Genomic DNA, 21,272 nt, shown 5'->3' on the forward strand with positions numbered 1-21,272 from the left:
CAGCGTCATGTAACTCCTCGCATCACCCTCATCCCCCCTGAATCGACGAATGGCAGCGTGACGCCGCCCATGAGCGGTATGCTTGCACCCTTCTAGATCGGGCCGTCCAGGCTTACTGGAGGTAGGTATGCTCAGACCCAGCTGGTTATTGATAGCCGGACTCGTGGTCCCCCCTTCCCTATGCGCCCAGGTCATTCAACGTGACATCGGCGATTTCAACCTCAAGCTCGGCACTACACCGTCGCGCAGCATGGCCGTGGGCCTGGTGCAGCCAAGCGCCGGCAGTTCCTTCCATGGCGGGCTGGACCTGACCCACGACAGCGGTCTGTATTTCGGCCAATGGTCGCCCAACATGGGCCTCACCTCCTCCAGCAATCTGGAGGTGGATTCCTATATGGGCTACAAGCATCCGTTTGATAATTCGCTGGGCTATGAAGTGGGCGTGATCCAGTACAGCTACCCCGAGCTGGATGCCCCTTCGACGCATGCGTTCTACGCCGGCCTGCGCGTGCTGGATCGGCGCTTCGGAGCCGCGTTCAACAATACCCCCGACGGCCAGAACAGCACGCTGTTCGCCGACCTGGGCGGCCTGCCCCTGTTGGATGTGGGCTTTACCATGAAGGTCAGCAACCATCAGCTCACCACCCCGTTCACCATTGGCGAGGGGCAGGAAGTGCGGGCATTCAACGACTGGTCGCTGCAGATGTCACGGCCGATCGGCAGCTTCGACCTGGATTTCATCTACAGTGGCTCGGACCTGAGTGGCGCCAATTGCGCTGCCTATTCAGGCCAGAATGGCCAGTGTGACAGCATGTTCATGCTCAAGGCCCAACACGCGTTTTTCTGAACCGCACGCACCGGCATGGCTCTATAACCACAACAACGCCATCGCACGGACCGCTGCCATGAATCCTTTGTTTCGTCGCTTGTCGCATTGTGTGCTGCTCATGGGCCTGTGCCTGGTGTTCAGTGGCTGCACACGAGTGGACCTGGCCTATCGCAATCTGGACGTGATCATTCCCTGGTCGATGAACGACTACCTGGACATGAATCGCGAACAGAAGAACTGGTTCGACGAACGCCTCAAGGAGCATCTGCGCTGGCACTGCACCACGCAACTGGCCGACAACCTCCAGTGGCTGGACAAGGTCCAGCGCATGGTCGCCGAGCAGCAAGTGACTGCGCCGGCGCTGCGCGAACGCACCGCCGAGGCCAAACAGGCGATCTCGGCCATTGCGGTGCAGGTTACGCCCTCGGCGGTCGAGTTGCTGCAGGGCCTGGACGACAATCAGGTGCGCGCCCTGCAGCAGGCGCTCAACGAGGATCTGGTCAAGCGCCGCAAGGAATACGTGGAGCCGCCACTGCAGGCGCAGATCGACGAACGCGCCAAGCGCATGAGCAAGCGTCTGACACCTTGGTTCGGCAAGCTCACCGATACACAGCAGCAGCGCGTGCAGGCCTGGTCGCAGAGCCTGGGCGAGCAGAATCGTGAATGGATCGACAACCGCGAGCATTGGCAGGCGCAGTTCATGGCCGCCTTGCAGCAGCGCCAGTCGGCGGAATTCCCGGCGCGGATCGCGCAATTGCTGCAACAGCGCGAAGCGGTGTGGACCCCGCAATACAAGCTGGCCTATGCCCGTACCGAGCAGGCAGCCATCGACCTGATGAGCGGCCTTGCGGCCGACAGTACGCCTGAACAACGCGAGCGTATCGAGCGCAGGCTGGGTGAACTACGCGAAGACTTTGCCAACCTCAAGTGCCTGAAGAACGCCTGATCCGCTGCTTCAGGCCCAGCCTTCCAGACGCAGCGTGGCACGTACCAGACGCTGCTCTTCCCCTTCGATTTCCCGCAGGTTGGCGCAGATGCTCTCGATATGCGCCACGGCTGCCTTGCGTGCCTGCTCGGGCTGGCGATTGATCACTGCGGTGTAAAGCCTGGCGTGTTGCTTGTCGATCTGTTGTTTCTGCGGCTGGCGGTGGTACAGGTTGTTCACGCAGGCAAACACCGAGTTGAGCAGCAGGTCGGTCAACGAGCGCAGCGTCTGTACCAGCACTGGATTGTGCGAGGCATCGCAGATGGCCAGGTGAAAAGCGTGGTCCAGGTGCGCATGCCGGGTGGCGTCCAGCGGCTGGTCATGGGCTGCCAGCAGCGCCTGGTAGCTGCGCTCGATCAACACAAAATCAGCCTGGGTACCGCGCAGTGCGGCCAGCCGTGCCGACTCGCCTTCGAGCAGCGAACGCACTTCGAACAGGTCATAGAGCGTACGCGGCTGGGAACTGAACAGGTGCATCAGGGGCGTGGCATCGTTGGCAGGCGACAGCGACGCGACGAACGAACCGCGGCCCTGCTCGGTGGCGATGATGCCACGGGCGCGCAACAGCTTCAGGCCCTCGCGCAGCGCGTTGCGCGACACACCGAGCTTTTCCACCAGACGCCGTTCCGACGGCAGTGGTTGTCCGGTCTTGAGAATGCCATCGACGATGAGCCGCTCGATGCGCTCGCACACTACATCGGCGACTTGAGGTTTGTTGTGCATGCCATGCCTGCTGGTAGGACCATCGGCCGAGACTGTCGTCAAACGTTCGACGACCCTCCAAAAATAAGCCAGTAGACGCTTCGATAGAAGCCCCCCGACCAAAAGAACTGGTCCTACCAGTGGTTCAGCCCGTAGACAGGCCTGGTGTTTGCGACCACTGTTGAGCGCATAAGAACGACAAGCCGGTGGCCTGCGCCCATGAACATTCTCTACGACGAACGCATCGACGGCGTCCTGCCCAAGGTCGACAAGGCCGCGCTGGTGCAGGCACTGCACTCCCGCATCCCCGACCTTACCGTACTGCATCGCACCGAAGACCTGCGCCCTTACGAGTGCGACGGGCTCAGTGCCTATCGCACCGTACCGCTGCTGGTGGTGTTGCCCGAGCGTATCGAGCAAATTGAGGCTCTGCTCAGGTTGTGCCACGCGCAAAAGGTGCCCGTCGTCGCACGTGGAGCAGGTACCGGACTGTCGGGGGGCGCCCTGCCGCTCGAACAGGGCGTGCTGCTGGTGATGGCGCGCTTCAAGCAGATTCTCGAGATCGACCCCGCTGGGCGCTGGGCGCGCGTGCAGCCTGGCGTGCGCAACCTGGCGATCTCGCAGGCGGCGGCGCCCTTCGGCCTGTACTACGCCCCCGACCCTTCGTCACAGATCGCGTGCTCGATTGGCGGCAACGTCGCGGAAAACGCTGGTGGCGTGCACTGCCTCAAGTACGGTTTGACCGTGCACAACCTGCTCAAGGTGCAGATGCTGACCATCGAGGGTGAACGCCTGACCCTGGGCAGCGATGCCCTCGACTCGCCCGGTTTCGATCTGCTGGCGCTGTTCACCGGGTCCGAAGGCATGCTGGGCATCATCACCGAGGTGACCGTCAAGCTGCTGCCCAAGCCGCAGGTGGCCAAGGTGCTGCTGGCCAGCTTCGATTCGGTGGAAAAGGCCGGCGCCGCCGTGGCCGACATCATTGCCGCAGGGATCATTCCCGGCGGCCTGGAAATGATGGACAACCTGGCCATTCGCGCCGCCGAAGACTTCATCCATGCCGGCTACCCGGTGGACGCCGAAGCGATCCTGCTGTGCGAGCTCGATGGCGTGGAAGCCGATGTGCACGACGATTGCCAGCGCGTCTATCAGGTGCTGACGGAGGCCGGCGCGACCGAGGTCCGCCAGGCCCGCGACGAGGCCGAACGCCTGCGTTTCTGGGCGGGGCGCAAGAATGCTTTCCCCGCCGTCGGCCGACTCTCGCCCGACTACTACTGCATGGACGGCACCATTCCGCGTCGCGCCCTGCCGGGCGTGCTCAAGGGCATCTCCGAGCTTTCCGAACAATACAGCCTGCGCGTGGCCAACGTGTTTCATGCCGGGGACGGCAACATGCACCCGCTGATTCTGTTCGATGCCAACCAGGCCGGTGAGCTCGAACGTGCCGAAGCGCTCGGCGGGCAGATCCTGGAGCTGTGCGTGGCGGTGGGCGGCAGCATCACCGGCGAACACGGTGTGGGGCGGGAGAAGATCAATCAGATGTGCGCCCAGTTCAACAGTGACGAGCTGACGCTGTTCCATGCGGTAAAAGCCGCGTTCGACCCCGATCGGCTGCTCAATCCCGGCAAGAACATTCCGACCCTGCAGCGCTGTGCCGAATTCGGCGGCATGCATATCCACCATGGGCAACTGCCATTCCCTGATCTGGAGCGCTTCTGATGACCGGCAGCGATTTGGACGCCAGCGGGCAACTGCTGGATCAGGTTCGGCAGGCGCTGGCCGACGACCGCCCCTTGTGCATCCAGGGCGGCAACAGCAAGGCCTTCCTGGGCTGCATCGGTGCCGGCGAGCACCTCGATACGCGCGCGCACTGCGGCATCGTCAGCTACGACCCTACGGAGCTGGTGATCACCGCACGGGCCGGCACGCCCTTGCAGGCCCTGCGCGCCGCCGTTGAGCAGGCCGGGCAGATGTTGCCTTTCGAGCCACCGGCCTATGGCGAGCAGGCCACCCTGGGCGGCACGGTTGCGGCCGGACTGTCGGGGCCACGTCGTCCCTGGGCCGGTTCCGCCCGCGACTATGTACTGGGCACGCGGGTCATCACCGGGTTGGGCAAGCACCTGCGCTTCGGCGGCGAGGTGATGAAGAACGTCGCCGGCTACGACCTGTCCCGGTTGCTGACCGGCAGTTTCGGCACGCTGGGCGTGCTGACCGAGGTGTCGCTCAAGGTACTGCCCAAGCCGCGTGCCTGTTTCAGCATCAAGCTGGCCTGCGACGCCGAGCGCGCCTTGCTCAAGCTCGCCGAATGGGGCCAGCAGCCGATGCCGATCAGTGCCGCATGCCACAGCGATGAGGTGCTCTATCTGCGCCTGGAGGGCGGCGAAGGCTCGGTGGCTGCGGCCCACGAGCGCATCGGCGGCGAGCCCATCGACTCGGCGTTCTGGGATGAGCTGAACGAGCATCGGCTGCCCTTCTTCGCGCAGCCCGAAGCGCTCTGGCGATTGTCGCTGCCCAACAACACCGCTGCCTTGCAGCTACCGGGCAAACAACTGATCGACTGGGGCGGTGCCCAGCGCTGGCTGAAATCCAACGCCAGCGCCGCGTCGATTCGCCAGGTGGTCGAGGCAGTCGGCGGGCATGCCACCTGCTACACCACAGGCGTCACCCCCGAGCCGTTTCAACCCTTGCCCGAGCTGCTGCTGCGCTACCACCGCCAGCTCAAGACGCAGTTGGACCCACAGGGCATCTTCAACCCCGGCCGCCTCTACGCGCAGCTGTGAACCAGGAGCCGTGAACCCATGCAGACCCAATTGAGTGATCAGGCCCGCCTGCTGCCGCGTACCGAGGAAGCCGAGCGCATTCTGCGCAGCTGCGTGCACTGCGGCTTCTGCAATGCCACCTGCCCTACCTATCAACTGCTGGGCGACGAACTGGACGGCCCGCGCGGGCGCATCTATTTGATCAAGCAGGTGCTCGAAGGCCACGAGGTGACGGCGCACACGCAGCAGCACCTCGATCGCTGCCTGAGCTGCCGCAACTGCGAGACCACCTGCCCTTCGGGGGTGGACTACCACAACTTGCTGGACATTGGCCGTGCTGTGGTGGATCAGGCGGTGCCGCGGCCGGTCGAGCAACGCTGGCTGCGCGGCGGTCTGCGTGCGCTGGCCCCGCACCCGACCGCTTTCAAGACGCTGATCCAGCTCGGCCAGACCTTTCGTCCACTGCTGCCGCAACGCCTAAAGGACAAGCTGCCGCGTCAGGTGCATGCTGCCGTGCCGCGGCCTGCCACGCGGCACGCGCGTAGGGTGCTGATGCTCGAAGGCTGTGTGCAGCCCGGGCTGTCGCCCAACACCAATGCCGCCGCCGCGCGAGTGCTGGACCGCCTGGGCATCAGCGTCACGGCGGTTCGCCAGGCCGCTTGCTGCGGCGCGGTGGATTACCATCTGGACGACCAGGCCCGTGGCCTGCAGCGCGCCCGACACAACATCGACGCCTGGTGGCCTGCAATCGAAGCAGGCGCCGAAGCCATCGTGCAGACAGCCAGTGGCTGTGGTGCTTTCATCAAGGATTATGGCCACCTGCTGGAACAGGATCCGGCCTACGCAGCGAAGGCCCAGACGGTCAGCCGCCTGGCCAAGGACCTGGTCGAAGTGTTGCGCGACGAGCCGGTGGAGCAACTGGCCGTTCATACCGACCTGCGCCTGGCCTTTCACTGCCCGTGTACATTGCAACATGCGCAGAAGCTGGGTGGCGTGACCGAACACCTGCTGCGTCGGCTGGGCTTTCATTTGACCGACGTACCGGACGGCCACCTGTGCTGCGGGTCCGCGGGTACCTACTCGGTGACTCAGCCGGTGTTGTCGCGGCAGTTGCGCGACAATCGCCTCAATGCCCTGGAAAGCGGCGCACCCCAGGTGATCGCCACTGCCAACATCGGTTGCCAGAACCATCTGGACGGGGCCGCGCGCACCCCGGTACGGCACTGGATCGAACTGGTCGAACAGGCCATGGCCGACTGACCCCATATTTTTGAATGCACTGCACTTTGAACCTCTCGACAATAGAACTGGAGAAGCCCATGCAAAGCAAAGCGATTCTTGGCCACGAAGACGTCATCCGCATCCTCGCCGCAGCACGCGCCGAAGCGCAGAAGAACAACTGGGCAGTGGGCATTGCCGTGGTCGACGACGGTGGCCATCTGCTGGCGTTCGAACGCCTGGACGGCGCCGCTGCCAGCACGGCCTACATCGCGCCGGGCAAGGCGCGCACCTCGGCCCTGGGGCGCAAGGAATCGGTAGTGTTCGAAGAGATGGTCAACAACGGACGTACCGCGTTCCTGTCGGGTAACCTCATGACCTGCCTGGAAGGTGCCGTGCCACTGATCCACGAAGGCCAGGTCATCGGCGCGGTCGGCGTGTCCGGGGTCAAGCCCGGTGAGGATGCGCAGGTCGCCAAGGCCGGCGCCGCTGCCCTGGTCTGAATTCCCGCCCCCGTATTCGAGGAGACTGCAATGAAGCACCGCATGAGAGCCCAGCGTCTGCAGGTCGACGCCACCCTGTACGATTTCATCGAGAACGAAGTATTGCCTGGCAGCGGGCTGGAATCCGAAGCGTTCTGGACCGGCTTCGACGCCTTGGTCCATGAATTCGCGCCGCAGAACCGCCTGCTGCTGGCCGAGCGCGATCGCTTGCAGACCGAACTGGACAACTGGCACCGCGCCCACCCCGGACCGATCCAGGACCCGGCTGCCTACCGCAGCTTCCTGCAGTCCATCGGCTACCTGCTGACACAGCCCGACCGCGTCGAGATCAGCACCTGCGATGTCGATGACGAGATCGCCCGGGTGGCCGGCCCGCAACTGGTGGTGCCGTCGACCAATGCCCGCTACGCCCTGAACGCGGCCAATGCCCGCTGGGGCTCGCTGTACGACGCGCTGTATGGCACCGACGCCATCCCGGAAAGCGATGGCGCAAGCAAGGGCCAAGGCTACAACCAGGTTCGCGGCGACCGCGTGATTGCCTTCGCCCGCGCCCTGCTCGACCAGAGCACCCCGCTGGCCAACGGATCGCACCGCGACGCCAACGGCTACCGGATCGAGGGTGGCCAGTTGCAGGTGAGCCTGGTCGACGGCAGCGTCAGCGCGCTGGCCGAGCCGAGCCAGTTCGTCGGCTTCCAGGGCGATGCGCAGCAACCGGTTGCCGTGCTGCTCAAGCATCATGGCCTGCACATCGAAATCCAGATCGACCCGACCTCACCGATCGGACGTACCGACGCGGCAGGCGTGAAGGACCTGCTGCTCGAAGCGGCCCTTTCGACCATCATCGACTGCGAGGACTCGGTGGCGGCGGTGGATGCCAGCGACAAGGTGGCGATCTATCGCAACTGGCTGGGCCTGATGCGCGGCGATCTGACCGAGGAGCTGGAAAAAGGCGGCCAGCGCATCACCCGCCGGCTCAATCCGGACCGTCAGTACCACACGCCGGCAGGCGGCGGGTTGACCCTGCACGGCCGTTCGCTGTTGTTGATCCGCAACGTCGGGCACCTGATGACCAATCCGGCAATTCTCGACGATGAAGGCCGGGAGATCCCCGAGGGTATCCTGGACGGCGTGGTCACCAGCCTGATCGGACGCTACGACCTGGAGCGCAAGGGCAACTCGCGCACCGGCAGCCTTTATATCGTCAAGCCGAAGATGCACGGCCCGGCCGAGGTGGCCTTCGCGGACAAGCTGTTCGCTGCCATCGAAGACCTGCTCCAGCTTTCGCGCAATACCCTGAAGATCGGCATCATGGACGAGGAACGCCGCACCTCGGTGAACCTCAAGGCCTGCATTGGCGCAGCCTCGACCCGCGTGGCGTTCATCAACACCGGCTTCCTCGACCGCACCGGCGACGAGATCCACAGCGCCATGCAGGCTGGGCCGATGATGCGCAAGGGTGACATGAAGGGCAGTGCCTGGATTGCCGCGTACGAGCGCAACAACATGCTCACCGGACTGGCCTGCGGCTTGCGCGGCAAGGCTCAGATCGGCAAGGGCATGTGGGCGATGCCCGACCTGATGGCCGACATGCTGGTGCAGAAGATCGGCCACCCCAAGGCCGGCGCGAACACCGCCTGGGTGCCCTCGCCCACTGCGGCCACGTTGCACGCCCTGCACTATCATCAGGTGAACGTCAGTGAGGTGCAGCAGACCCTGGAGCAGATCGACGCAGCAGGCGAGCACGATGCCCTGCTGGACAACCTGCTGACCATCCCGGTGGTAGCCAATGCGCAATGGAGTGCGGACGAGATCCGTCAGGAACTGGACAACAATGCCCAAGGCTTGCTGGGCTATGTGGTGCGCTGGGTTGAACAGGGCATCGGTTGCTCCAAGGTGCCGGACATCCACGACGTCGGGCTGATGGAAGACCGCGCGACCCTGCGTATTTCCAGCCAGCACCTGGCCAACTGGCTGCTCCACGGCGTGGTCAGCCGCGAGCAGATCGTCGAAACCCTGGAGCGCATGGCCAAGGTGGTCGACCAGCAGAATGCCGGAGACGCGTCGTACCGCCCCATGGCGACCGACTTCCAGAGCTCGGTGGCCTTCACGGCGGCCAGTGCGCTGGTGTTCCAGGGCGGCGAACAGCCCAGTGGCTACACCGAGCCGTTGCTGCACCGGTTCCGCCTGGCATTCAAGAACGCCCAGGCGTGACATCGGCCGGGATAGGAAGGTTGTCGCCGACCTGTCCCGGCACTGCTGCGGCGGTTTCCCGCTTGCTGTAGTATCGCGTTCCGAATGAGAATCATCCGCGAACGCAATCATCATGAATCCTTCCTCTCCTCGTTTGCTGGTGGTCGATGACCACCGCAAGATCCGCGAGCCGCTGGCCATCTACCTGCGCCGCTTCGGTTTCGACGTGCGCACCACCGAAGACGCAGCTGGCATGTGGGCGCTGCTCAAGCAGGACGTGTTCGACGTACTGATCCTCGATGTGATGCTGCCCGACGGCGATGGGTTCGAGCTGTGTCGCACGCTGGCGCACAAGTCCACGGCGGCGGTCATCCTGTTGACCGCGCGCGATGCCTGCGCCGACCGCGTTCAGGGCCTGGATGCCGGAGCCGACGACTACGTGGTCAAACCCTTCGAGCCGCGTGAACTGGTGGCGCGCATCCACAGCGTGCTGCGCCGGCGTGGCACCTTGGGCACAACGGTGACGGCCGTGCCGCCAGCCCAGCCAGCGCCCTTGCGCTGCTACCAGTTCGCCGACCTGAGCTTTCGCAGCGGCTGTAACACGCTGACCCGCCGAGATCGAAGCCAGGTACGCTTGAGCACCGTGGAAGGCCGTTTGCTGGAAGTCTTCCTGGATCATCCCAATACCGTGCTGGGTCGCGAACGCTTGATCGAACTGACCTCGCGGCCCGGCAGCGATCTGTTCGATCGCGCCATCGACCGGCAGATCAGCCGCCTGCGTCGCAAGCTGGACGACAGCGCCCTGCAGCCCCTGTTGCTGCAAACGGTGTGGGGTGGCGGCTATCGCCTGGCGGCCAACGTCGCCCAGCAGCCCGGATGAAGCGCCTGCGCAAAGCATGGCCCCAGACCATGGCTCGCCAACTGGCGGTACTGCTGCTGCTGGCACTGCTGGCGTCCAACCTGATTGCCGTGCTGCTGCTGCAACGCACCGGCTCGCTGGTGCACCCGCTGTCGCGCACGCTGGTGGTCGAGCGGCTGGCCAGCGCCTACCACGCCGCCCGCGATCTGCCCCCGGCCGCTGCGCAGCACCTGCTCGAGGCCATGACCACTGCCGATACCCGTTTCTGGATCGCCCCCGACGCCGAAGTCCAGCCGTTCGTCATGCACAGCGAAGAACAGCGCCTGGCCACGGCCGTGCGCCAGCGGCTGGGCTTGCAGCACAACACCGTGGTCGTCCTGCAACTGGAGCGACGCAATGGCGGCCCTGCCCGTGAGCACCTGTTCAAGCGCGCCGGTTGGGAAGCGCTGCGCCTGCGCAGCTCGATAAGCCTGCCCAACGGTGCACAGCTCAATGCCGAGCAGGCACCGGCCGGTGCCTACGAATGGGGCCGACTGCTGGCCTACAGCGTGCCGGTCAGCACCATTCCGGTATTGTTGATCGTGGCTTTCTTCATGCGCCGGGTGGTCGCGCCCGTGAGGCGCCTGGCCCTGGCCACCGAACGGGTCAGCCGTGGCGAATGGATCGCACCGCTGCCGCTGTCCGGCCCGCGCGAAGCCCGGGAACTGACGCTGGCGTTCAATGTGATGCAGGCGCGGATCGCCCGGCATGTCGAAGGCCGCACGCGCATGCTGGCCGCCCTCAGCCACGACCTCAACACACCCATCACCGAGTTGCGCCTGCAGGTCGAGCTGCTGGAGGACCCGACCCTGCGCGGGGACATGCTCGATAGCCTCGACGAGTTGCGGGCAATGGTCAGTGAAACGCTGAATTTCGTGCGCGGCGATGCGGTGCAGGAAGCGACTACCGAGGTGTCGCTGAGTGATCTGCTGGAAGACCTGGCGCGGCGCTACCAGACCTTGGGCACGCCCGTCGAGTGGGCGGGTTCGCCCCCCGTGACGTGTCGCTGCCGACCACTGGCGCTCAAGCGCGCCCTGACCAACCTGATCGACAACGCCTTGCGCCATGGCGGCGATGCGCGATTGCGCCTGTACCGCGAAGATTCGGGTGGGCTGTGCATCGAGATCCGCGACCACGGCCCGGGGATCGACGCTGGCTGGTTGCAACAGGTGTTCGAGCCATTCGTGCAACTGGGCAAGGGCGGGGCCGACCCCAGCCAGGGAGGCGGGTTGGGCCTGGGCCTGGCGATTGCCCGCGCCTGCGTACAGGCCCACGGCGGCGAACTGCTGCTGGAAAACCGCGCACCGGGGCTGGCAGCCCTGGTGCGCCTGCCAGGCTGAACGTCGGCGGGTATCAGAAGCGCAGCGTGGTACCCATCCAGAAGGTACGGCCGTAATTGACCGTGCCGTAGGTGTCGTCGTCCAGGCGCTTGTCGGCGACGTTGTACACCGCGGCCTTGAGGGTGATGTCGCGGGTCAGCTCGTACGAGCCGCCAACGTCTGCGGTGGTATAGGCCGGTGCCGGTTCGCCGCTCAAGGTGGTGCCGTATTCCTGGCCATAGTAGTTGACCGAGGCCCAGGCCTGGGCGCGGTCAGACAGGGTCCAGTCGGCGCTGATATTGGCCTTGTGCTCGGGTGTCAGCGACAGCGGTGCGCCGGCATTGCTGCCGCTCTTCTGCTCCGAGTCGGTGTAGGTGTAGTTGCCCTTCAGCGCCACCGCGCGAGTGATGTCCCAGCGTCCGTTGACCTCGGCACCGGTGATCGTCGCTTCGTCGACGTTGATGCGGTCCTGGACGATGTAGCCGTTCCAGCGCCGCGCGGTGTTTTCCGTGGACAGTTTGTCCTTGAAGACGTTGTGGAACACCGTGGCCCCGGCCGACAGGTCGTTGCGATTGGACCACAGCGCCGACAGCTCGTAGTTGGTGCTGGTTTCCGGCTTGAGGTCCGGGTTGCCGAGGTTGACGTAGGTGTTGCGGCGAATGGTGGCGTAGCCGGGCACCACTGCGCGAATCTCCGGAGCCTTGAAGCCGCGCGCAACGCCGCCCTTGAAAGTCCAGTCCGGGGTGGCGCGCCATACTCCGTAGATCCGTGGGCTGACGTGGGTGCCGTATTGCTCGTGCTCGTCCACCCGGGCACCGGTGGTCAGGGCGAAATCGTCGGTCACCGACCATTCGTTCTCGGCGAACAGCGCTTTCTGGGTCACCGAAAATTCATAGTCGCGGCCGTCCATCAAGCCTTGGTTCCAGTCGGTGAGTTTGGCGCGGTTCCATTGCAACCCGGTGGTGGTGATGTTGTAGGCCGTGGGGATGACCAGCTTGGCATCGAGCACGGTGTTTTCCACCACCGGCTTGCGTCCGAGAATCTCCGGCTGGTTGGCTGCCGCCTTGCCTTCGCGGCTGGCTTTCTCGTAAGCCAGGGACACGTCCGAGGTGGCCCAGCCCCAGCGACCCTGATGCGAGATGGAATAATGATCGCGGTTGTTTTCCTGCTCGCGGGTGGCCCAGTTGACGCTGGTACCGTCGCCGTTCTTCAGGCGCGTGGCGCCGCCTTCCAGGAGGATGTCGTGATCCTCGGTAGGCGTGAAGGCCAGGCGTGCGGTGAGGTCCTTGTGGTCGGCCTTGGTGAAACCGTTGGTGAGTTCCACGTCGTCATCGGCCTGGCGGTCGAGGTAACGGCCCCAGACCTGTACCCCCAGGTATTTCTCCACCAATGGGCCGTTGAGGTAGAACTGGGTCTGCCGCGAATTGCCCTGGTCGCTGTGCTGACGCGCGGCGTAATCGTAGGAAACCGAGCCGCCCCACTGGGTGGAGACCTTGCGGGTGATGATGTTGATCACGCCACCGATGGCGTCCGAGCCGTACAGCGAAGACATCGGTCCGCGGACCACTTCGATCCGCTCGATGGCTTCGGCCGGTGGGACGAAGCTCTGCTCGTAGCCACGGTTGCCGTTGACCCGGGTTTCACGGCTGCTCTGGCGTTTGCCGTCGACCAGAATCAGGGTGTAGTCCGGTGGCATGCCGCGGATGGAGATATCGGTTTCGTTGGCGCCGCCGTTGACGACGACCCCCTCGATGTTGCGTACGGCGTCACCAAGGTCGTTGTAGGATTTTTTGCGCAGCTCATCGCCGGTGATGATGGTGACGGAGGCCGGGGCATTCTCCACGCTTTGCTCGAAGCCCGACGCCGTGACCACGACCTCGTCGAGGACGGTCGGTGCAGCCAGTTCGATCGGTTCGGCTTGCGCCAGCCCGGCAGCGGCCAGGGCGATCATTGCGGCCAAGGGCCGCAAGGAAAGTGGAGGATGCATGGAACTTCCCTACGATTCTGTTGTAAAAGCGAATCGTATGCATCCTCAGGCACGAAGGTTGGACAAGGTGTGACAGGGTCCAGATTTGCGGTGTTAGGGCTGGCCGAGCGGTCAGCCGAACAGCCAGTAACCCAGCGCCGTCAGCACGACCACTGCCAGCACCGGGCGCAACACTCGGTAGGCCTTGGGATTGGCGCGCTTGAACTGCTTGACCTTGCCACTGAAGCGATCGCTGAAGGTCTTGCTCCAGGCATAGGCCTGGTTGATGCCGCCCACGCGTTCGTCGTCCAGATTCTGCGGTGCGGTGGCACGCCCCAGAAAGGCACTGACGCGCTTGTTCAGGCTCGCCATGAAGCGGTTGCTCAGCGGGCGTTCGATGTCGCAGAACAAGATGACCCGGGTGTGCTCGGTCTCGTTCTTCACCCAATGCACGTAGGTTTCGTCGAACATCACGTCGTCGCCATCGCGCCAGGCGTATTCCTCACCGTCCACGAAAATGCGGCAGGCATCGGAGTTTGGGGTCGACAGGCCCAGGTGGTAGCGCAGCGATCCGGCAAAGGGGTCGCGATGCGGGTTGAGGTGGCTGCCGCCCGGCAATAGCGCGAACATTGCGCCCTTGACGTTGGGGATGCTGTTGACCAGTTCGACGGTGCGCGGGCACAGCGCGTCGGCCGACGGCAGGGATTTGTCGTACCACTTGAGGTAGAAACGCTTCCAGCCTTTCTTGAAGAACGAGCCGAAACCGGCATCGTTGTTCTTTTCGGCGGCGCGGATGTAGCCCTCGTCGAACAGGTGCATGGCCTCGTCGCGGATGACCTGCCAGTTGTCCTTGAGCACATCCAGCTCCGGGAATTTGCTGCGGTCCAGGTAGGGTTTGGACGGCACGCTGGAGAACAGGTACATCAAGGCGTTGTAGGGAGCGAACAGGGCCGAGTGGTTGACGAACTGGCGCAACACCGGCAGACGCGCCTTGCCCCGCAGGTGCACGTAGAGCGTGCTGCCGATGAACAGCAGCAAGACGGCAGCCTTGGCGGCGAAGGAAAGGGTCATGGAGCGGATCCTCGAGTGGGCAGTGCGCCATGATAAACCCTGGTGGCCCGACTGGAAATGAAAGGCGTCGGGCAGCGGTCGGGCTGCAAGAAGGCACCGCGGTGTGTCAGCTGTTCCGCAGCGCGGCTTTCGCGGCCGCGGACCGCTCCTACGGAGGTGGCGTATACCCGTAGGAGCGGTCATCGGCCGCGAATAGGCCAGCGCGGTGTGTCAGATATACCGCGGCGTGGCTTTCGCGGCCGCGGGCCGCTCCTACGGGGGTGGCGTATACCCGTAGGAGCGGTCATCGGCCGCGAAGGCGTCAGCCGTCACACAACAGCGATCAAGCCTGCAGTTCGGTTTCGGTGAACAGGTCGCTGAACAGCATGCTCGACAGGTAACGCTCGCCCGAATCGGGCAGGATCACCACGATGGTCTTGCCCTGCATTTCCGGCTTTTCCGCCAGCTTGGCCGCGGCCGCCATGGCCGCGCCACAGGAAATACCGCAGAGGATGCCCTCCTCCTGCATCAGGCGCCGCGCCATGGCCTTGGCTTCGTCGTCGCTGACCAGCTCGACCCGATCCACCAGCGACAGGTCGAGGTTCTTCGGGATGAAGCCGGCGCCGATGCCCTGAATCTTGTGGGGTGCCGGGCTGATTTCCTGGCCGGCCATGGCCTGGGTGATGATGGGCGAACCCAGCGGTTCGACCGCGACGCTGAGAATCGACTTGCCCTGGACGTGCTTGATGTAGCGCGAGATGCCGGTAATCGTGCCGCCTGTGCCCACACCTGCCACCAGCACATCGACGGCGCCGTCGGTGTCGTTCCAGATCTCCGGCCCGGTGGTCTTTTCATGAATCGCCGGATTGGCCGGGTTGTCGAACTGCTGGGGCATGAAATACAGCTCCGGATCACTGGCGACGATCTCCCCTGCCTTTTCGATGGCGCCCTTCATGCCCCTGGCCGGCTCGGTCAGCACCAGTTCGGCACCCAGCGCCTTGAGCACCTTGCGGCGCTCCAGGCTCATGGACGCGGGCATGGTCAGCATGAGCTTGTAGCCGCGCGCAGCGGCCACGAATGCCAGGCCGATGCCGGTATTGCCCGACGTCGGCTCGACGATGGTCATGCCCGGCTTGAGCTTGCCCGAGCTTTCAGCGTCCCAGATCATGCTCGCGCCAATGCGGCACTTGACCGAGTAGCCAGGGTTGCGCCCCTCGATCTTGGCCAGCAGGGTCACCCCGCGCGGGCCGATGCGGTTGATCTGCACCAACGGCGTGTTGCCAATGGAATGGGCGTTGTCGGCGTAAATGCGGCTCATGGCGTAAGGGTCCTTGTGCTGCAGCAGGAAAAATCCAAGGTTAAGCCCGCGATGGGGGCGAGTCCAGCGAACGGATGAGACTGTGGACAGTCAATCGCTAACTATCGTTCTGGAGAGTCTGCCATGAAACGTCGTTACAGCTGGCCGCTATGGACCGTGACCGGCCTGGTCGTATTGGTGCTGGGGCTGCACATCGCCCTGCCCTATCTGGTGCGCGACTACCTGAACGACAAGCTGGCCGACATGGGCGACTACAAAGGCCGTGTCAGCGATGTGGACCTGGCCTGGTGGCGCGGCGCCTATCAGATCAACGGCCTGCAGATCGTCAAGACCTCCGGCAAAGTGCCCGTGCCGCTGCTCGATGCGCCGGTGATCGATATCGCGGTGAGCTGGCACGCCCTGTGGAACAAGCATGCTGTGGTCGCACACGTGGAATTCCTGCGCCCCGAGCTCAACTTCGTCGACGGTGGTACCAACAAGCAGGCCACCCAGACCGGTGCCGGCACCGACTGGCGCGACCAGATGAACAAGCTGCTGCCGATCACCTTGAACGAAGTGCGGGTCAACGATGGCAAGATCAGCTTCCGCAATTTCTCGTCCAAACCGCAGGTCAACCTCAGCGCCACCCAGGTCAACGCCAGCCTGTACAACCTGACCAATGTCGAGGACCTCGAAGGCAAGCGCGATGCGCGTTTCGAAGGCCACGCCAAGCTGTTCGGCCAGGCCCCCATTGAAAGCACCGCCACGTTCGATCCGTTCAGCAACTTCGAAGACTTCGAATTCCGCTTGCGCGCCACCAGCATCGAGTTGCGTCGGCTCAACGATTTCTCGGGTGCCTATGGCAAGTTCGATTTCAACGCCGGCAGTGGCGACATCGTGATCGAGGCCGACGCCGACAACGCCCGTTTGAGCGGTTACATCAAACCGCTGTTGCACAATGTCGACGTGTTCAACTGGCAACAGGACGTCGAGAACAAGGACAAGGGCATCTTGCGTTCCATCTGGGAGGCCGTGGTGGGCGGGACCGAGACGGTATTGAAAAACCAGTCGCAGAACCAGTTCGCGACCCGGGTCGAACTCAGCGGCAATGTGCATCGTCAGGACATCAGCCCGTTGCAGGCGTTCTGGCAGATCTTGCGCAACGGGTTCGTGCAGGCTTTCAATGCACGCTACGAACAGGCGCCGCCGAAGCAGCAATGAGGTGATTGACAGGCCTGGCCCCTTCGCGGGCAGAGGGCCAGCCGCTCTCCTTGGGTTTTCTCGTAGGAGCGGTCTTTGGCCGCGAACCAGGCGCTGCAGTGTATCTGGCGCACCGCGTGGCACCGTTCGCGGCCACTGACCGCTCCTACGGGGGTTGCGCCAAGCCTTCTGGCACACCACAAGCAGCTCGTTGCGCTATATAGTCGGCCACCACTTTTGATCACCGAGGACAGCCCCATGAAGTTCGAAGGCACTCCCGCCTATGTCGCCACCGACGACCTCAAGCTGGCGGTCAATGCCGCGATCACCCTGCAACGACCCCTGCTGGTCAAGGGCGAGCCAGGCACTGGCAAAACCATGCTGGCCGAACAACTGGCCGAGTCCTTCGGCGCGCGCCTGATCACCTGGCACATCAAGTCCACCACCAAAGCCCACCAGGGGCTGTACGAGTACGATGCGGTCAGCCGCCTGCGCGACTCGCAACTGGGCGTGGACAAGGTCCACGATGTGCGCAACTACCTGAAGAAAGGCAAGCTGTGGGAGGCGTTCGAGGCGGACGAGCGGGTCATCCTGCTGATCGATGAAATCGACAAGGCCGACATCGAGTTCCCCAACGACCTGCTGCAGGAACTCGACAAGATGGAGTTCTATGTCTACGAGACCAACGAAACCATCAAGGCCCGTCATCGCCCGATCATCATCATTACCTCCAACAACGAAAAGGAGCTGCCCGACGCATTCCTGCGTCGCTGCTTCTTCCACTACATCGCCTTTCCCGACCGCACGACCCTGCAACGCATCGTCGACGTACACTACCCCGACATCAAGAAAACCCTGGTGGCCGAAGCCCTGGACGTGTTCTTCGACGTGCGCAAGGTGCCCGGCCTGAAAAAGAAGCCCTCCACCTCCGAGCTGGTCGACTGGCTCAAACTGCTGATGGCCGACAACATCGGCGAAGCCGTGCTGCGCGAGCGTGATCCGACCAAGGCCATCCCACCGCTGGCCGGTGCACTGGTCAAGAACGAACAGGACGTGCAATTGCTCGAACGCCTGGCGTTCATGAGCCGGCGCGGCAATCGCTGATCTCCCTTTTCGACTGCGAGGGCGTGCGCCATGCTGCTCAACCTGTTCAATGAAATGCGCGCGGCCAAGGTACCTGTGTCGGTGCGTGAGCTGCTCGACCTGATCAATGCCCTGGAACATCGCGTGACGTTCGCCGACATGGACGAATTCTACTTTCTGGCGCGGGCGATACTGGTCAAGGACGAACGTCACTTCGACAAATTCGACCGGGCGTTTTCAGCCTATTTCAATGGTCTGCAGCACCTCGATCAACACCTCGAAGCACTGATCCCGGAAGAATGGCTGCGCAAGGAGTTCGAGCGCTCGTTGAGCGCCGAGGAACGTGCGCAGATCCAGTCCCTGGGCGGGCTGGACAAGCTGATCGAGGCCTTCAAGCAGCGCCTGGAGGAACAGAAAGGCCGGCATGCCGGCGGCAGCAAGTGGATCGGCACCGGCGGCACCAGTCCGTTCGGCTCGGGTGGCTATCACCCCGAAGGCATTCGCGTGGGCGATGCCGGCGAGCGCCAGGGCAAGGCGGTGAAGGTCTGGGATCAGCGCGAGTACCGAAACCTGGACGACGGCGTGGAACTGGGTACGCGCAACATCAAGGTGGCACTGCGTCGATTGCGCCAGTTTGCCCGGCAAGGGGCGGCCGAAGAGCTGGACATCGACGGCACCATCGACCACACCGCACGCGATGGCGGGCTGCTCAACATCCAGTTGCGTCCCGAGCGGCGCAACAACGTGAAGCTGTTGCTGCTGTTCGATATCGGCGGTTCGATGGACGCCCACGTCAAGGTCTGCGAGGAGCTGTTCTCGGCCTGCCGTACCGAGTTCAAGCACCTCGAGTATTTCTACTTCCACAACTGTGTCTACGAGACGGTCTGGAAGGACAACCAGCGTCGCAACGCCGAGCGCATCAGCACCCACGACCTGCTGCACAAGTACGGCCCCGACTACAAGGTGGTGTTTATCGGCGACGCCGCCATGGCTCCCTACGAGATCACCCATCCGGGCGGTAGCGTCGAGCATTGGAACGAAGAAGCGGGGCTGGTCTGGTTGCAGCGGTTCATGCAGACCTACCGCAAACTGATCTGGATCAATCCCTACCCCGAGAACACCTGGGGGTACACGGCGTCGACGCACATCATTCGCGATCTGGTGGAACAACGAATGTACCCGCTGACCCTGAGTGGCCTGGAAGACGGGATGCGCTACCTGGCCAAGTGAGAGGTGTTGCGTGAGGTCGTTCGCGGCCGCTGACCGCTCCTAAGGTGAAAGTAGGAGCACGCTCTAGCGTTCGCGGCGTACCAGGGGCTCGGCCACGGGTTTGGCACGGCGGCGGCCGAACCACAGGGTCCAGCCGATGAACAGGATGATGCATTCCACCACCCAGGCCAGCACCAGGGCACAGGCGATGCCCCAGGCAATTGCCTCAGGCGCCAGCAGCACCTGATAACTGTAGCCATTCAAGGTTTCCTGGCGCAATTGCGGATCGGCCTGGGCCACCACATGCCAGGCTTTCGCATACCAGGGCCCTTGCAGCGCTTGCCACTCGCGTTCCAGCAACTGGTTGCGGGCCAGCAGCGCGCCGATGCTGGCGGCGTCGCTGCGGAACACCGGGTCTTCACTGGCACGGTAGTGCGCCACCAGCGCCTGCAGGTCGCCATTGAAGAAGCGCTGCGCGGTCTCGCTGAAACCACGCAGGCTCTGCTGCGCTTCGAGCCGATGGGCCTCGACCCGCTGGCTGTAGTCGTTGATCACGCCGGGCACTTGCACACCCACCAGCAAGCCGACGGCAAACAGCACAAGTCGCAGGTAGCTTCGCAGCATGAACGTCCTCTCAGTCAAAGGTGGCAGGGCCACGGTGGGGTATCAGGCAGGCTGCGCCTGTCCGGTGGCCACGCACTCGCCCTGGCGCCACAGGCCCCAGTTGCCGGGCGCGTAGCGGTTCCAGGTTTCGTTCTCGGTCAGCGGCTCGGTGGCGATCACCGTCACCACATCGTCAGGCGTGGTCTCGGCCTGGAAATCGACGATCACGTCCACGTCTTTGAGGCGTGCCGGACCGAAAGGTGCCCGCCGGGTGATGTGCACCAGCTTGGTCGAACAGAAGCAGAACAGCCAGTCGCCATCGCTGAGCAGGCAGTTGAATACACCCTGCCCACGGTACTGCTCGCAGGCCTGCACGAGGATAGGCAGCAGGCGCTCGAACTCGACCGGCTCGGGAAAGCATTCGCGGACGCGGTTGAGCAGGTCGCAGAACGCCGCTTCGCTGTCGGTATCACCCACGGGGCGGTAGAAATCGGCGCGCGGGTTGAACTCGGCCAGTTGGCCATTGTGGGCGAAGCACCAGTTGCGTCCCCACAGCTCACGCACGAAGGGATGGGTATTGGCCAGGCAGACCTTGCCGACGTTGGCCTGGCGAATGTGGCCGATGACCACTTCGCTCTTGATCGGATAGCGCTGCACCAGCTGCGCCACTTCCGACTCGCTGCTCGCGGTCGGGTCCTGGAACAGGCGCAGGCCACGGCCTTCATAGAAAGCGATGCCCCAGCCGTCGCGGTGCGGACCGGTGCGGCCGCCGCGCTGCATCAGGCCGGTGAAGCTGAAAACGATATCGGTCGGTACGTTGGCACTCATGCCCAGAAGTTCACACATGCACGGTACTCGAGACGATGGAACGTGGATTCAGATGCGCGGTTCGACCCGCAGGTTGTCGCGTGGCGGCGTGGGCACCGGACGTTCTTCGCGCGGCTCGATGGGCCGCGCAGCCGCGGCGGCATCGCCATCGTGCCGAGCGGCGTCTGCTTCAGCCTGCGCCAGGCGCCGGGCCTGGGCCTTGCGCAGGAACGGCAGGCGCACCAGGGCGAAAATCACGTACACGCCCAAGGCAATCACTGCGGCCATGGTCAGGTCGGAAATCGCGCCCCAGGCACTGCCGCCCATCTTGAACAACAGCTCCAGGGCGCTGATCGCCACGGCCGGGGCCAGCAGGTCGCGGGCCGGGTCGACCACGGTGGGCGTCAGCAGCAGCACCACGCCGAGCAGGCGCAAGGGCTCGCGCAGGTAGCGCCACATCCAGCGGGTGATACGAAACCACACCAGAATGCAGCCCAGGGCGGCGAAGGCGTAGATACCCCAGGCGAGGAAATAGTCGTTCTCGGTCATGGTGTCCGTGGCATGGCAGGCAAATAGGCGCTTATGATAACGGCTTTTCGCCTGCCCGGCGCTGCTGTTGTCGTGCCCCCGAGGCATGCACCGCCAGCACCCGCG

General features: G+C 64.0%; 19 protein-coding genes. 12 read left to right on the plus strand and 7 right to left on the minus strand.

What is annotated here, in order from left to right; translation table 11 throughout:
• Window positions 1–127 precede the first annotated feature (127 nt).
• Together IFU31_RS06520 and IFU31_RS06525 are read left to right on the plus strand one after the other, a co-directional pair.
• The gene (locus IFU31_RS06520) at window positions 128–847 is read left to right on the plus strand and encodes a TorF family putative porin (RefSeq protein ID WP_122474965.1); all 720 of its coding nucleotides are present in this window, start codon (window positions 128–130) and stop codon (window positions 845–847) included.
• Window positions 848–914: 67 nt separating this feature from the next.
• Complete coding sequence (locus IFU31_RS06525; RefSeq protein ID WP_192102733.1) at window positions 915–1,775, plus strand: DUF6279 family lipoprotein; 861 nt, start codon at window positions 915–917, stop codon at window positions 1,773–1,775.
• A gap of 9 nt (window positions 1,776–1,784) precedes the next feature.
• On the opposite strand, the gene glcC is transcribed toward IFU31_RS06525, so the two are convergent.
• Window positions 1,785–2,537 (minus strand): transcriptional regulator GlcC, encoded by a 753-nt coding sequence (gene glcC / locus IFU31_RS06530; protein WP_122474967.1) that lies wholly within the window; start codon window positions 2,535–2,537, stop codon window positions 1,785–1,787.
• Between the two features lie 198 nt (window positions 2,538–2,735).
• Between glcC and glcD the strand changes: the two genes are divergently transcribed.
• The 7 genes from glcD to IFU31_RS06565 all read left to right on the plus strand — a co-directional run bounded on the left by glcD (window position 2,736) and on the right by IFU31_RS06565 (window position 11,424).
• Complete coding sequence (gene glcD, locus IFU31_RS06535; protein ID WP_192102571.1) at window positions 2,736–4,235, plus strand: glycolate oxidase subunit GlcD; 1,500 nt, start codon at window positions 2,736–2,738, stop codon at window positions 4,233–4,235.
• Window positions 4,235–5,296 (plus strand): glycolate oxidase subunit GlcE, encoded by a 1,062-nt coding sequence (gene glcE / locus IFU31_RS06540; protein WP_192102572.1) that lies wholly within the window; start codon window positions 4,235–4,237, stop codon window positions 5,294–5,296. Before glcD ends, glcE begins: the two co-directional genes overlap by 1 nt.
• 18 nt (window positions 5,297–5,314) lie before the next feature.
• Window positions 5,315–6,535, plus strand: coding sequence for a glycolate oxidase subunit GlcF (gene glcF / locus IFU31_RS06545; protein ID WP_192102573.1), 1,221 nt, complete (start codon window positions 5,315–5,317; stop codon window positions 6,533–6,535).
• A 59-nt stretch (window positions 6,536–6,594) separates the two neighbouring features.
• Entirely contained in the window at window positions 6,595–6,996 is a 402-nt protein-coding gene (locus tag IFU31_RS06550) for a heme-binding protein (protein WP_122474974.1), read from the plus strand.
• 30 nt (window positions 6,997–7,026) lie between these two features.
• A complete protein-coding gene (locus IFU31_RS06555; protein WP_192102574.1) occupies window positions 7,027–9,207 on the plus strand; it encodes a malate synthase G in 2,181 nt (726 codons plus the stop codon).
• Between the two features lie 112 nt (window positions 9,208–9,319).
• Window positions 9,320–10,066, plus strand: coding sequence for a response regulator transcription factor (locus IFU31_RS06560; RefSeq protein WP_192102575.1), 747 nt, complete (start codon window positions 9,320–9,322; stop codon window positions 10,064–10,066).
• A gap of 29 nt (window positions 10,067–10,095) precedes the next feature.
• The gene (locus IFU31_RS06565; RefSeq protein ID WP_192102576.1) at window positions 10,096–11,424 is read left to right on the plus strand and encodes an ATP-binding protein; all 1,329 of its coding nucleotides are present in this window, start codon (window positions 10,096–10,098) and stop codon (window positions 11,422–11,424) included.
• A gap of 13 nt (window positions 11,425–11,437) precedes the next feature.
• On the opposite strand, the gene IFU31_RS06570 is transcribed toward IFU31_RS06565, so the two are convergent.
• From IFU31_RS06570 to cysK, 3 genes are all read right to left on the minus strand, one after another.
• Entirely contained in the window at window positions 11,438–13,390 is a 1,953-nt protein-coding gene (locus IFU31_RS06570) for a TonB-dependent receptor domain-containing protein (protein ID WP_192102577.1), read from the minus strand.
• Between the two features lie 111 nt (window positions 13,391–13,501).
• Complete coding sequence (locus IFU31_RS06575) at window positions 13,502–14,440, minus strand: aspartyl/asparaginyl beta-hydroxylase domain-containing protein (RefSeq protein WP_122474982.1); 939 nt, start codon at window positions 14,438–14,440, stop codon at window positions 13,502–13,504.
• Window positions 14,441–14,762: 322 nt separating this feature from the next.
• Window positions 14,763–15,737 (minus strand): cysteine synthase A, encoded by a 975-nt coding sequence (gene cysK, locus IFU31_RS06580; protein ID WP_122474984.1) that lies wholly within the window; start codon window positions 15,735–15,737, stop codon window positions 14,763–14,765.
• A 123-nt stretch (window positions 15,738–15,860) separates the two neighbouring features.
• On the opposite strand from cysK, the gene IFU31_RS06585 reads away from it, so the two are divergent.
• The 3 genes from IFU31_RS06585 to IFU31_RS06595 all read left to right on the plus strand — a co-directional run bounded on the left by IFU31_RS06585 (window position 15,861) and on the right by IFU31_RS06595 (window position 19,229).
• Window positions 15,861–16,937 (plus strand): DUF748 domain-containing protein, encoded by a 1,077-nt coding sequence (locus IFU31_RS06585; protein WP_192102578.1) that lies wholly within the window; start codon window positions 15,861–15,863, stop codon window positions 16,935–16,937.
• Between the two features lie 237 nt (window positions 16,938–17,174).
• Window positions 17,175–18,020 (plus strand): AAA family ATPase, encoded by an 846-nt coding sequence (locus IFU31_RS06590; protein WP_056844259.1) that lies wholly within the window; start codon window positions 17,175–17,177, stop codon window positions 18,018–18,020.
• A 30-nt stretch (window positions 18,021–18,050) separates the two neighbouring features.
• A complete protein-coding gene (locus tag IFU31_RS06595) occupies window positions 18,051–19,229 on the plus strand; it encodes a vWA domain-containing protein (RefSeq protein WP_192102579.1) in 1,179 nt (392 codons plus the stop codon).
• A 63-nt stretch (window positions 19,230–19,292) separates the two neighbouring features.
• Here IFU31_RS06595 and IFU31_RS06600 read toward each other — a convergent pair whose 3' ends face one another.
• From IFU31_RS06600 to IFU31_RS06610, 3 genes are read right to left on the minus strand one after another with little or no spacing between them, the layout of a single operon-like run.
• Window positions 19,293–19,832, minus strand: a complete 540-nt coding sequence (locus IFU31_RS06600; RefSeq protein ID WP_185795090.1) for a DUF2937 family protein — start codon at window positions 19,830–19,832, stop codon at window positions 19,293–19,295.
• Between the two features lie 42 nt (window positions 19,833–19,874).
• Window positions 19,875–20,657 (minus strand): class II glutamine amidotransferase, encoded by a 783-nt coding sequence (locus IFU31_RS06605; RefSeq protein ID WP_122474991.1) that lies wholly within the window; start codon window positions 20,655–20,657, stop codon window positions 19,875–19,877.
• A 30-nt stretch (window positions 20,658–20,687) separates the two neighbouring features.
• A complete protein-coding gene (locus tag IFU31_RS06610; protein WP_122474993.1) occupies window positions 20,688–21,254 on the minus strand; it encodes an MFS transporter in 567 nt (188 codons plus the stop codon).
• Window positions 21,255–21,272: the final 18 nt, after the last annotated feature.

This window comes from Pseudomonas sp. CFBP 13602 (assembly GCF_014842725.1).
GTDB lineage: Bacteria > Pseudomonadota > Gammaproteobacteria > Pseudomonadales > Pseudomonadaceae > Aquipseudomonas > Aquipseudomonas baltica.